This window comes from Streptomyces sp. CA-142005, from assembly GCF_050942335.1.
GTDB lineage: Bacteria > Actinomycetota > Actinomycetes > Streptomycetales > Streptomycetaceae > Streptomyces.
In genome coordinates, this window is sequence record NZ_CP192078.1 from 330,038 (window position 1) to 342,637 (window position 12,600).

10 protein-coding genes and 1 pseudogene are annotated in these 12,600 nt (G+C 67.7%); 5 read left to right on the forward strand and 6 right to left on the reverse strand.

Annotated features, from left to right (window positions below; translation table 11 throughout):
* Positions 1–537: 537 nt before the first annotated feature.
* Positions 538–792, reverse strand: coding sequence for a hypothetical protein (locus ACQPXS_RS01720; RefSeq protein ID WP_433446229.1), 255 nt, complete (start codon positions 790–792; stop codon positions 538–540).
* 30 nt (positions 793–822) lie between these two features.
* Here ACQPXS_RS01720 and ACQPXS_RS01725 point away from each other — a divergent pair, with 30 nt between their 5' ends.
* Positions 823–1,122, forward strand: a complete 300-nt coding sequence (locus ACQPXS_RS01725) for a hypothetical protein (protein ID WP_351812630.1) — start codon at positions 823–825, stop codon at positions 1,120–1,122.
* A gap of 42 nt (positions 1,123–1,164) precedes the next feature.
* Complete coding sequence (locus ACQPXS_RS01730) at positions 1,165–1,458, forward strand: hypothetical protein (RefSeq protein WP_433446231.1); 294 nt, start codon at positions 1,165–1,167, stop codon at positions 1,456–1,458.
* A 206-nt stretch (positions 1,459–1,664) separates the two neighbouring features.
* Here ACQPXS_RS01730 and ACQPXS_RS01735 read toward each other — a convergent pair whose 3' ends face one another.
* Together ACQPXS_RS01735 and ACQPXS_RS01740 are read right to left on the reverse strand one after the other, a co-directional pair.
* Complete coding sequence (locus ACQPXS_RS01735) at positions 1,665–1,829, reverse strand: hypothetical protein (protein ID WP_433446233.1); 165 nt, start codon at positions 1,827–1,829, stop codon at positions 1,665–1,667.
* Between the two features lie 721 nt (positions 1,830–2,550).
* Positions 2,551–4,215, reverse strand: coding sequence for an alpha/beta hydrolase (locus tag ACQPXS_RS01740; protein WP_433446235.1), 1,665 nt, complete (start codon positions 4,213–4,215; stop codon positions 2,551–2,553).
* A 585-nt stretch (positions 4,216–4,800) separates the two neighbouring features.
* Here ACQPXS_RS01740 and ACQPXS_RS01745 point away from each other — a divergent pair.
* Positions 4,801–4,974, forward strand: a complete 174-nt coding sequence (locus ACQPXS_RS01745; protein WP_433446237.1) for a hypothetical protein — start codon at positions 4,801–4,803, stop codon at positions 4,972–4,974.
* 172 nt (positions 4,975–5,146) lie between these two features.
* Positions 5,147–5,554, forward strand: a pseudogene (locus ACQPXS_RS01750) (hypothetical protein); the annotation flags it as partial.
* 580 nt (positions 5,555–6,134) lie between these two features.
* Here the strand turns inward: ACQPXS_RS01750 and ACQPXS_RS01755 are convergent.
* Both ACQPXS_RS01755 and ACQPXS_RS01760 read right to left on the reverse strand, forming a co-directional pair.
* Positions 6,135–6,848 carry a sigma-70 family RNA polymerase sigma factor gene (locus tag ACQPXS_RS01755; RefSeq protein WP_433446239.1) on the reverse strand — a complete coding sequence of 238 codons (714 nt, stop codon included), beginning with the start codon at positions 6,846–6,848 and terminating at the stop codon, positions 6,135–6,137.
* 931 nt (positions 6,849–7,779) lie between these two features.
* Positions 7,780–10,272: a SpoIIE family protein phosphatase gene (locus ACQPXS_RS01760; RefSeq protein ID WP_433446242.1), complete on the reverse strand. Its 2,493-nt coding sequence runs from the start codon at positions 10,270–10,272 to the stop codon at positions 7,780–7,782.
* Between the two features lie 1,690 nt (positions 10,273–11,962).
* Here ACQPXS_RS01760 and ACQPXS_RS01765 point away from each other — a divergent pair.
* Positions 11,963–12,418, forward strand: coding sequence for a VOC family protein (locus ACQPXS_RS01765; protein WP_433446244.1), 456 nt, complete (start codon positions 11,963–11,965; stop codon positions 12,416–12,418).
* Between the two features lie 26 nt (positions 12,419–12,444).
* On the opposite strand, the gene ACQPXS_RS01770 is transcribed toward ACQPXS_RS01765, so the two are convergent.
* Entirely contained in the window at positions 12,445–12,585 is a 141-nt protein-coding gene (locus tag ACQPXS_RS01770; RefSeq protein ID WP_433446246.1) for a hypothetical protein, read from the reverse strand.
* Positions 12,586–12,600 lie beyond the last annotated feature (15 nt).

Consider the following 12,600-nt stretch of genomic DNA (forward strand, 5'->3'; position numbering starts at 1 on the left):
GAGGGCACCGAGGTGGACGGAGGCGGCCGCCGCGACCACTCAACATGCGTCGCAACCGACGTCACCGCCTGTCCAACCATTCCAACCGCCAGCCCGGCGAACCTTCCCGGTCAGAGCACCAGCCAGCCGATCAGAGGTGTTGCACGGACTCGGTAAGCCACGCAGGAGGCGCCGCTTGTGGCGGCGAATGGACCCGTTTCCGGCGGTGGACCGGGGCTGCGCCAAGATCCCCACGCTGATTCACGGCCGCGTGCCCGGCGGTCTGAGCAGATGGCCGCCAGGCCATAAGGAATCGCCCGCCTCGGCCCAGGCAAGGTGGTGGCGTACCTGGTTCAGAACCGCCTCGCGGTCTTGCGGGCCGTAGGAGGTGCATTCCGGGGGGCCGGTCGACGTTCACGAACCCCGGCTCACGCATCGGCTCGAAGCAGAAGTCCTCGAACTCGGCGTCCGTCATGTCGTCGTACGGCATGCCTGCGTCATCCACCACTCGGGGAGCGGATCGATCTGCGGTGTTCGAGTCAGCCGGCCCCTCCCCTCTCACCCCGCCCCGGCGACCCCCTCTGACGCCAGCTGCCGCGCGGCGGCCAGGATGCAGTCGCGCGGCACCAGGACCACAGTCTCGTCCTCGCCGATCGACGCACCCACCTCGTTCATCCGCTCCGCCTCCGGCGCGGTCAGGAGGTGGAGCTTGCCGATCACGAGGAAGTCGCCGTCCTCCAGCTCCAGGACGTCGGGGCAGCTGTTGTTCGCTCCGCACCCGCGCTGGGCGGGCGTCGAGCCGATGCGGCGCATGAGGCTCCTTGCAGTGACAGGATCGGTGATATGAACACCAATACGGACTGGGCGTACCGGGTGTTCGAGCCGCACGGGTCCGAGGGCTGGCGCCCCTACGGCAGCGACCCCGAACAGTGGCACGGCGCGATCACCGCTCCGGACACCGACGAGGGAGCCAAGCGCGCCATCGGCCGCATCGTCGCCGACCTCATGACCGAGTGGGAGAGGGCCGGCCTGCGTCACGCGATGCACGTGCGGGTCTTCCTCTGGCACGACGAGGCGGGCGAGATGAAGGACGCGGACTTCGTCGTGGAGGTGCGGCCCCGGTCGGACTTCGATGCAGCGTGATCTCCGGCGCAGGAGGCTCCTTACGGGGACAGGATCAGTGTCATGGGTACCGAGAGGACGTGGGCGTACCGGGTGGAGGAGCCGCACGGCTCCGCCGGCTGGCGCCCCCTCGGCGGCCGCTCCCCTCGCTGGCGGGGAAAGATCACCACCGATACCGCCAGGCAGGGCGCCGAGTACGTCGCCGCGCTCGTCGTCACCGACCTGGCGACCGAGTGGAAGGTGAACGGCATCTGCGAGCAGCACACGCGCGTGATCGTGTGGGCAGACGAAGAAGGCACCGGCCCGGACGACGCCGTCTTCACCGTGGAGATCCAGCCTCACGTCGGCCCAGAGTGACCAACCGCGGCGAAACCCGCGTCGAGCAGGGATACCAGTCCGTGGGCTGGGAGAGACGGATCAAGGAATGCCCAGGTGAACCCCCTGCCGCGGAGACACACGCCGTTACGTGGACTCGCCAAGCCACGCAGCAGGTGCCGCTTTTTGTGGCGGCGCCTGGACTGTCACCTTGTGGACCGGGGCTGCACCAAGATCCCTGCGCTGTTTCACGGCCTGGTGCCAGGCGGGCCGGGCAGGTGGTCGCCGGGCCATAGGGAACCGCCTGTCTTGGCCCAGGCGAGGTGGTGGCGTACGTGTTCCAGGAGCGCTTTGCGGTCCTGCGGGCCGTAGGAGGTGCACGCCTGGGTGGTCGGGTCGACGACGCGGGCCATGCCGTCGGGGCCGCTGCACAGCAGGCCCCGCTCGACCGGCGCAAGTCCCAGGCCGAGTGCGGCGCAGCCCTGGTTGCGTCCTGCACGTAGGGCTTCACGCGCTGGTAGTTGCCGGTGAAGCCGTAGTCGCTGACCAGCCCTTCGTGGATGACGGTGGCCTTCATCAGGATCTCCGGCCGCAGCAGCGCGTCGATCAGCGGGGCTACCTCATCGATGATCCGCCCGCGATGCTGCCCATTCGGCGAACGGCGCGGTGGCGCGGCCGGTCCCTTGGCCGAGAGGTACTTGCGACCGTCTTGCGGTCCAGGCCCGTCTCCCTGGCGATCTCCGACAGGCTCATCGCCCCGGACTCCAACCGCCCCCGAAAACGTCGCGGTCCCAACCAGCGATGCGGGTCCAAGACCATCCTCAGCCGCCCTCTGCCACACCGACCTGATCGACAGCAGAGTGCCTGGCAATGAGCCCAAGCGCGTCAGAAACCGGCCCCATTCATTCGTACGCGGCTGGGGACGTTCATGTGTACGCCGACAGTTGGCCAGGGATTGCGTGGGGCTTCGATTCGATCGGAGGACAACGCAGACGATGGGGCTTGAGGAGTTGTCGGACGGCCTGCGACCTCATGTGGCCTGTTCGTAAATGCGGGCTGCCAGGAGCTCTTCGGCCATGCTCGCCCAGGTGACCGGTTCGATGTTGCTCGCTGTCGGGGACGTGTGCAGTTTCGCTATCTCGTGTGCAGCGTCATCGGCGCATTCCGGCGGGTGTGGGGGTCTGCGGGCGCTGTGCCCACAGGTTTGTTCCCGTTGTCGGGTGCGTCAGTACAGACCGTGCCGACCCTTGGAAGACGCCCGTCGAGCAGGTAGTGGTCGACAGCGTTGTCGATGCAGGCGCTCCCTTGTCCGTAGGCGGTGTGACCATCACCGTCCCAGGTGAGTAGTCGGCCGGACTGGAGCTGGCGGGCGAGTGCTTGTGCGTCGTTGTACGGGGTTGCGGGATCGCGCGTGGTGCCCACGACCAGAATCGGTGCGGCACCGGGCGCGGTGATGCGATGCGCGGTCTGGTTGGCCGGGACGGGCCATGAGGTGCACGACGAGAGATTCGAGACCCAGGCTTTCCCGAACTGAGGCGCCACCCGGACGAATTCGGCAAGAGATGCCTTTGTCCGGTCGGCGGTGTAGCGGCCGTCGAAGGTGGAGCTCAGGCAGTGGACCGCTGTCTCCGACTGGTCCCCCAGGTTGCCGGGAAGTACAGCGACGAGGACTTTCAGCAGCGTGGTGGTGTCACCGGCCAGCACCTCCCGGAGCATTTGGCGGAGCGCCGGCCAGTGGGGATACCTGAGCAGGACAGCGGTCATGGTGAGCACCACTTGCCCATTGACGATGATGTCCTTGCCTTGCTGCAGGGGGGAGCGATCCAGCCGGGCGACCAGGGAGTCAAGGGTGTGGCCGGCCTCCTTGACGGAGTGCCCCACCGGGCAGTCGTCGCGGGCGGCACAGTCGGCCGCGAACGCCTCCCAGGCGACCTGGTAGCCCCGCGCCTGGTTCAGGTAGAAGCTGGCGGCGTTGCGTGAGGGGTCGACCGCTCCGTCGAACACCATGCGCCCCACGCGGGAGGGGAACAGTTCGGCGTAGCTCGCCCCCAGGTAAGTGCCGTAGGACCAGCCGATGTAGTGCAGCTGTTCGTCACCGAGGAGTGCGCGCATCAGGTCCATGTCCCGAGCCGCGTCCAGGGTGCCGACGTGGGGCAACAGCCGCCCGGCGTGACGGGCGCATGCGGCGGCGATCTTCGTCCACAGTGCGACATCCTGATCGATGTCCGCGTCCGTTGACGTGCTGCTCATGCCCGCTTCGCCGGTGGCCGTGGACGTGTCGGTGCCGCAGTCGACCAGGGTGCTGTGGCCGACACCGCGGGGGTCAAGGGCGACCAGGTCGTAGGCCGCGTTCAGGGAGGCGTACCTATCGGGCGTGGCGGTGAGGGCATCGATGGCCGATACACCGGGGCCGCCGAAGTTGAACAGGAGCGAACCGATCCTCGTGGCGCCGGTCCTGGTGGCCTTCTTGCGGGCGGCTGCGAGGTTGATGTCGCCCGCGTCCGGGTGAGCGTAGTCCAGGGGTGCTTTCACAGTCGTGCACTGGAATGCGGGCGCATCGGGGCAGGTCTTCCAGCGCAGTTCCTGCCCGTAGTAGCGCTGCAGCCCCGGCGGCACCGGGACCGTGGAGGCAGCGTTGGCCGCTCCCGGCGGAGTGTGTACCGGGCTCAGCCGTGCGCTTGTCTGTTCCGGACCGATGGTCGCACAGGCGGTGAGCAGTAAACCGCACGTGGTCAGCACCGCGACGGTGCCGTGCAGAGCGCGTGCCGGTATTCGGCCGGATTGCCGGACAGGGTTCATCGCCACGTCCTTCTGTTTGCGCCGATTGAATCCAGAGCGTCGGACGACGGAGTCGGGTGATCTCGAATCTGGTTCCGGGCGCCCCGTCGAGTACGGCCCTGGTCCCTCTCAGAGCGAAATGAACACAGTCCGTAATTATAATATTACTTTCAGTGCTCCAAGAGGCAGATCCTGGAGGCCGAACGGGTGACGAAGGCCTGGTCCAGTCGAGCCGGTCTCGACCGTGCGTGACATACCGTCAGTGCGGTGCTGGCAGCGGACGAAGCAGCCGGACATTACGACCCATGCCGGTATCTCCTCGCGGGCACTTTCCTCGGTTGACGGACGGCTCGGCCGGCTCCCGCCGCACGTGCGGCGCTGGGGCACCGACCTCGGAATGTGGAGAGTCAAGCCACCTGAATCCGCAGACTTGGGGTCGAACTCCGGGGCGGTACACGAGCCCGGCGGTTGCTCTGCGCCTGATCTCCGAGAAGGAGGGACCCCGGGGGTGGTGGCGTTCTCGGTGGCCGCGGTAACCGCCTGCGGCTCCAGCCCCCGTCGACACCGCCTGCCGCCACGTCCTGGGCATCCGTCGGCGGCGTCTCCATGGCACCCATCGGCACCGACCGGGAGGTCACCTTCCCTGCCGGCAGCGGCCCCACCGACGGCCGCGTCGGCACTCTCAAAGACCTTGCCGACCTCCTGGCCACCTGGGGCATCGCCCCGCTGCGCTACGATGACGGTGGCCATGACAAGCTGACTCTTCGGCACTTTTCGTGAAGCCGTTGATCTTGGGGTAGCTCTCCCTGGTGAGGGATCATGCTTCTGGCCTGCTGAAAGTCCTGTTCCCGTCCTGACCTCCGTGGTCATCGATCAGTTGGTCCGGGTCGGCAGCGCAGTATGCATCACCGCCAGGTGCACGACACCTACGGCCAGGTGACCCGACTGCGGTACTTCCTCGGGGCGGGTGCACAGCCGGTACGCACGAAGACTCGCCGACACGGCTACCGGCGGGCAGCCGACGGCGATCGATCTGGAGGTCCGCCGCTTCTTCTGCGACAACGGCGGCTGCGGGAAGAAGGCATTCGCCGAGCCGCTCCAAGGTCTCACCTTCCGCTACGGACGTCGGACCGTACTGCTCCAGCGATCCCTGGAACAGGTGGCTTTGATACTGGGCGGGGCAGGCGGGCGAACGCCTCGCAGCCCACTTGTCCATGCCGGTCAGCGGCTCCACGCTCCTGCGGCTGATCCGGCGCTTGGATCTGCCCGCGGTTCCCGAGGTAGAGGTGCTGGGCGCCGACGAGTTTGCCTTCCGGCGGGGCCGGAAGTGGCAACTCATCTATCGATCCGAGTGCCCTGACTGCTCGGCCAAGGCCCAAGGTGGCGTCTCCCCCATGGCCGCCACGAACGGCGGCGCCCGCACGCCGGCAACAGTGACGGAAGCCGACGGGGTACAGAGACAGTTACGCGGGTGGCGCGACACAGGCGGCCAAATCCGCGCTGGTCATGACCAGAACGTATGCGCGCGTCCGCCCAAACGTGTGGGCCATTTTCTGAGCAAAAGACCAGGCCACTTCGCGTCGAACGGCCGGGCGGACCCCTGGGCGCCGCCTGTCAGACATGTCGGGCCTTTCCTGAATGATCGTTGGTTCGCTGAGGGGGCAGTGAGCTGTTGTCGCTTGGCTGCGCACGGGCGCGCTCTGGCGTGCATGAGTGAGTGTCCGGGCTCCGGCGGGCGGATACCCGGGATGGGGACAGAGGTTCCCATGTCGGATGGGTGACCTTTTGTGTGATGGTCGTTTGAGTCGGGCAGTGGGTTCGTTGCTCATGGCGTGCGGGGGGCCGCCCCGGGAAGACGACTTGCCAGGCCCCGGGACATGTGCGGCCCGCGGTGCGGGCCCCTTCGGTCAGCGCTGCGGGCCGACGTCACCGCAGCTGCATCAGCCCGCAGCGCTGAGATGTCCGCTGGCTATCAGCTGAGCTCGCAGTTTCTTACGGGCGTCGAACATCGTCTTGTAGAGCGCGTTTCGGTTCGTCTCCAGCTCACTGGCGAGCGTTTCCAGGGGGACCCCGGTGACGACGGCGGTGAAGACCTGCCGCTGGCGGACGGTCAGTGCTGTCTCGACTGCCTCGCGCGCGGCTTCGACCAGCTCTCGCGCCTGCCAGTGGCTGACGGGGTCGATACCGGTGCGGTCGGGCACTTGCGCCCATTCGTCCAAGTCGAACCGGGTATTTGAAACACGCCAGAAATGGCGGCCCAGCTTACTGGACACTTCAAGTACGACGAATCGGAACGCCCATGTGGTGAACTTGGCGTCGCCTCGAAATTCCTGGATTTTGTGCGTGATCCTCATCAGTGCGTCGGCGGCCGCCTGGTGGGCGAGATCGTTCAGCTCGGGCCCGGTAATTCCGTAACGAGGACCCCGGCGGAGTACTTCGTCCATGGCGATCCGCACCAGCAGTTCGTGCAGCTGCGTGCAGGCCTGCTCGTACTGCGGCCCGCGACCGCCCTCGAGCGCGTCCGCCCAGGCGGCGGACTCCGGGTCGAGCTGCTCTCGGCCCGTGGCGGGCCTTGCTGCCAGGGCGCTGCCGCTGGTTCCGGCATGTCCACCCTGAGCCGAGCGGCACGTTTTTCTAACATCCGCAGAGTGCATGGTTCTCAATCTCCAGGTCATTTCGTGCGGACAAGCCGGTCACGAGACCATCTGCAGGACCTCTACGCGAAGTCGCTGTCTTTTTCTTTCGCCGTGCGCGCATCCTGGGATTTCACGGACGGAGATTCCGGCGTGTTTCGACGAGGGACTCGCGCGCGCCGTGGGGCACGCTTTCCCAGGTCTGCAAAGAGCTGGCCGTCCGGGAAATCGGCCAGCCAGGCGGTGGGCGACGGTGGTGGCGAAAGCTGTCTTTACGACGCCGGCCAGTCCGCCGACCGTGTAGATGGCCGCAGAGGACGACGCCTCTGCATCGGCGACCAAGCGCTCGACCCGTTCCTGCTCTCTGTCGCGGCCGACGAGGCTCGGCAGGGCGGCTGGAAGCTGAGCCGGAGCGTGATGCGGGGGCATCTGTGGCGCGCCCTTCGGGCGGTCGGCGTTTTGCGAGAGTTGGAATCGTCCGGGGACAATGCGCTCTTGGACTTGCCGCAGTTCCGGCGACGGGCTGACGCCGAGGCGTTGACGCTCTCGAGGCCCTGGGTCAGCAGGCTCGCCGCGGGCACCAGGTCGCCGGCGCTGCGGGCGTCCCTCGCTCTTGCCGTCATCTCCTTGAACCTGTTCAGGTCCAGAGCGTCCCGTTGGATGTGCAACAGGTACCCCCCGTCGGCCGGGCCCACGGAGCTGTCGCTCTGCTCCCCCGGTGCCTGCCTGAGCCTGTAGACGTACGTGCGCACGGAGCCTACGGCCGACGGTGGGGCGTCGTCGCCCCACATGTGATCCACCAGTTTCGGGAGGCTTGCTGGCCTGCCCACCCTGAGCAACGGCGAAGCGAACACGGCGCACTGCCTCGGCCGACCGGCTCCGGCCTCGACCCCCTGCTTGTGTAGCCGGACTTGGCCGAGCACCGAGAACTGGACATCCACGTGCATAGTGCTTACCGCCTGGCTGGCAGTTGCTGATCAGCCCAGATGATCTTGCCGTCCGGGATGTGGCGGCTTCCCCATCGGCGGGACAGTTGAGTGATGAGGAAGAGGCCGCGGCCGTGTTCGTCGGTGCAGCTGGGGTGCCCCACAAGCGGGTGGCTATGGCTGGCGTCGGAGACTTCACAGGTCAGCGTCTCGTGTCGGATGAGGCGTAGGCCGATCGTGCGGTCGCTGCTGCAGTCACCGTCGCAGTCGCACTTGCCGTGGATGATGGCGTTGGTGAACAGTTCGCTGACGATCAGCTCTGTGGACTCGACTAGGTGTTCCAGTCCCCACTGGGTCAGCTGCCGGGCAGCGAGAGTCCGGGCACGGCTGACGACGGCGGGGTCGCTGGGGAACTGCCAGGAGGCAACCTGGTCCGCGTTCAGCGAGCGGGTCCGTGCGAGAAGCAGAGTGACATCGTCGCTCGGCGGCTTGGCCCTGAGCGTGTCCACCGTCGAAGAGCACAGATCGTCCAATGTGAGGTCGGGCCGTGCGAGGGCCGCGCGCAAACGGTTCATGCCAGCGCTGATGTCCTGGTCGCGGGCCTCGATCAGGCCGTCGGTGTAGAGGGCGAGCACGCTTCCTTCGGCGAGTTCGAAAGTTACGGACTCGAAGGGGACCAGTCCGAGGCCGAGCGGTGCTCCGGCGGGCAGGTCGGGGAAGGTGACGTGGCCGTACGGGTCGATGACCGCGGGCGGGGGGTGGCCGGCCCGTGCCATGGTGCAGGTACGGGTGACCGGGTCGTAGACGGCATACAGGCATGTGGCAGCCATCGTGGTGGTGGCCGGGTGCCGGGGGTCTTCCGCCTCGGTGAGGCGGAAGACCTGCTCGTCGAGGCGGGACAGTACTTCGTCGGGAGGCATGTCCATGTCGGCGAGGGTGTGCATGGCGGTGCGGAGTTGGCCCATCTTCGCCGCCGCGTTGATGCCGTGTCCGACGACGTCGCCGACGACCAGGGCGACGCGGGCGCCGGAGAGGGGGATCACGTCGAACCAGTCGCCGCCGATGCCGTGGTGGCTGTCGGCCGGCAGGTAGCGCCAGGCCACATCAGCGGCGGAGCCGCCCGTGGGACGGTGGGGGTACAGCAGGCGCTGCAGGGCGAGAACCGCGGAGCGTTCGCGCACGTATTGGCGGGCGTTGTCCAGGGCCAGCGCTGCCCAGCCGGCGAGTTCCTCGGCCAAGAGCAGGTCGTCCTCCTCGAACGGCCTGGGGTCCTCCATCCGCACGAACACCGCCATGCCCAGCACCGCGCCCCGGGCGTGGATCGGGACGACCATCAACGAGTGCATGGCATGCTCGCGGATCTTCTCCGCCCGCGCCGGGTCGTGGTGGTCGAGCCATGTGCCCGGGGACGTGTCCAGCATCGGCTCGAAGTGGGACTTCCCGGAGCGCAGGACACCGGCGAAGGGCGAAGTGGGCGGGACGAAGACCGGCTCTCCGCGAGCGAACGGGGACTCCGGCGTTCCCGGGTGGATCGAGGCCAGGCCCGCACGGCGAAAGACGGGGATGCGCTCGTGTTGTGGGCCGAGATGGGCCATGGGCTCCTCGCCGTGTTGGACGGACTCCGCCAGGTCGACGGTGGCGTAGTCCGCGAGGAACGGCACGGCGAGGGCGGCCAGTTCCTGCGCGGTCTGCATGACGTCCAAAGTGGTGCCGATGTGCCTGCTGGCCTCGCCGAGGATTGCCAGACGCTCTCGCGCCCGTCGGCTGTCGGTGACGTCCACGCTCACGACACACACGCCCAGAGCGCGCCCCTGCGCGTCGTCGAGGCGGAAGTAGGACGCTGTCAATATGCGACTGCTTCGCACATTCGCCGGCAGGAAGGCCTGGTAGTCCACGTTGATCGCCGGGTCGCCGCTCTCCAGCACCTGGCGCATCACTGCCTCCAGCGTTTCGGCCTCCGTCCCGGGCGCCGCCTCCGTCAGCCTGCGGCCCAGCCGCTTGGAGAGAGGGATGCCGTCCTTGGAGCCCTGGGTGTCGTTCACCCGGATGCAGCGCAGGTGCGTGTCCCGTACGACGACACCGATCGGCAGGCAGCTCGGCAGCGTAGCGAGGAGCGGCTCCGCCACTGTGGCCTCGGCCTGCCACGCGGGAAGAAGGGCCTTGTCGGTCGCGCAGACCACCCACCAGTCCCGGCCGTCCTGCCCGGACAGCGATGACACGCACAAGCGCACATCGATGCTGCGGCCGTCGCGGTGGCGCACCTGCGCAAGGTCGGACCAGCAGCTCCGCAGGGTGCTCTCGTGTACGGCTTGTGCAGCCTTCGCTCGGTCGTCAGCGGCCGCCAACAGGACACCGACGGACCGCCCCACCACCTCCGCAGCCGAGTAGCCCACGAGCCGCTGAGCGGCCTCCGACCATCCGACCACCGTCCCCTGCGCGTCGAGGAGAAATATCGCTGGGCAGACTGTCTCGATGGCCGTCTGAGCCTCGGCGACTGCTGTCCCTGCGGAACTGCCCATTGCTCTTCCCTTTCCGTCTCCCCCGGCGATGCAGTCCCCCGACTGCCCGACTGTCTGGTGGATGGATAGGTCCAGGGCAGGAGTGATCGAGCTACCAGGCACGGCAGGCCACAGCCCGTTCACACTGCCCCGACCGTGGCTGCGGCGGTGGTCTCGGCCCGTGAGACGTGCTCCGGCAGGACCCCCGTCGGGGCCTGGGCGCAGCCAACGGGCCGTCGGCTGACACCGAGGGCAGCAACACGGCCGTCCGGTGACTCCCCCCGCTTGCTCTCACCCGCACCTCACGCGTCAGTCGGATCCGCAGATCGGTGGTCTACGGCAGGACCGACCTGGCGGGCGGGGCCGATCGAGCCCCCGCTGCAGGGCCCCAGAAAGCGATCACCAGCGCAACGGACAGTCCGATGACGTACGGCACCAGGCGCACGCAGCGGGCATGAGCGATGTAGAACCCGGCCGCCAACATGATGACCGTCATGCCGCCGGCCTCGGCGAGACAGACTGACGCGGGCCGCAGCAGGGCGCAGGCACGATGGCCGCGTAGCCGATCGACGTGAGGGAGACCGCAGGCCCCACTCCAGGCGCCCAAGACCCGTCCCCGCCATTTGGGCCCCCACGTAGGGACCGATGCTGCGCCCGGGGAAGGCGCCAGTGAGCCACAGGGAGACCGTCACGGTGCCGTCCAGGCGGATCAGGCCGGAGGCCTCCAGGGCGAGCTTCGCCCAGTCCAGACGGCGCGTATGCTCGGGGAGGCGCTGTGGCCTTCCGTGTGCTTCCTTCGTACTCATGCGTGCGACGCTAAGCACCCAGTGGCACCGGAGCACGGTCCATTTCCATGACAGATTCCTGGACCAATTCTGCGGACAAAGCAAGATCGCGATCTACGGAGCTGGCACGCTAACCCGCTCCCGGCCGTGGGCGCTCCGAGCGTGCGACGTGGCGCTCCGGCTTCGGGTGTAAGCGGTCCGACTGACGGCACCCAGGGGCCTGCCTGGCCGTTCGACGCGAAGTGGCCCGGTCTTTTGCTCAGAAGATGGCCCACACGCATGGGCGGACGCGCGCATACGGTGCGGTCATGACTGCAACAACGCCCACCGCGATGAAGATCGGTGCCTTCCCTTTCATTCGGTGACCTCGACGAGCTCTGCACCCAGCACCCGCGAGTTCGGGTAGCTCATCGGCAGGGCTGGGGTCGTCACCGACGGACTACAGGCGTCGGCAGGGCGGCTCACGGGGAGTGATGCCCGGCGGCGTGGGCACGTTGGACGAAGGGACCGAAGTCCTGGAGCTAAGGAAGCACGCCTGTACGACGACCCCGTGGTACTGCTGAACACGGTGGGCTTCGACGACGGGCTGATACTCCAGCTCCGGCAAATGGACGAGCAGGCGTTGCTGCCGTTGCCCCTTGGACAGCCGGTCTTCGCCGGCGGCACGGCCGCCGGCGCACTCGCCACCATGGAAAAGTGCGTTGGAACGGATGGCGGGATCGTGACGGCACGGCTTCCCGCCCGAGAGATCGCGGCGACTCCGGCACAGGCGGCCTGGCACTTGAGGCCGACAGCCCAGCACCTCGAATCTCGGCAGGGACGCTCCGGAACCGGACAGAGGCGCGTCCGCTCCGCCCTCGGAACCCCTTCCCAGGGCCTGTGGTGAAAGTGGATCGTCTGCCAGACCTGTCTGGGATGCTCCGAGCATGGAGAGGACAGTGCAGCTGACGATCGAGTGCTCCGGTCCGCAGAGAAGGGTGTCTTTCTGGGCCGAGGCCCTGGGCTACGTGCCTGAGCCTCCGCCGGGCGGGCACGCCACGTGGCGTGCTTACTGGACGGCGATGGGGGTGCCCGAGGCAGAGTTGCCGGCCGGTGCCGGGGATATTTCGGAGTCGATCATCGAGCCCGCGGGACGTGGACCGAGGGTGTGGTTCCAGCAGGTTCCGGAGCCGAAGGCCGCCAAGAACCGGTGGCACTTCGACCTGAAGGCCGGTGGGGGCCGTGACGTTCCACTGGATGTCCGCACGCAGCGGGTCACGGCTACGGTGGAACGGCTGGTCAAAGCCGGCGCTACCGTGCTGCGGATCAAGGATGAGCCGGACATGGGGCTCTACGCCGCCGCCATGCAGGACCCCGAGGGCAACGAATTCGACGTCGTCTGAGACTGAGGCTTTTGCGACGGTGCTGGTCACAGCCACTCGCACACGGCTGCGACCAGCACCGTCGCCTCGTAGCGGACGGAGAGCTTGCCGTACCTCGCGGGCACTGCCCTGTGCGTTTCAAGTCGATTGATCCCGTACTCGATCGCATGGCGCTCGCGGTACTCCACCGCATCGAAAATGCG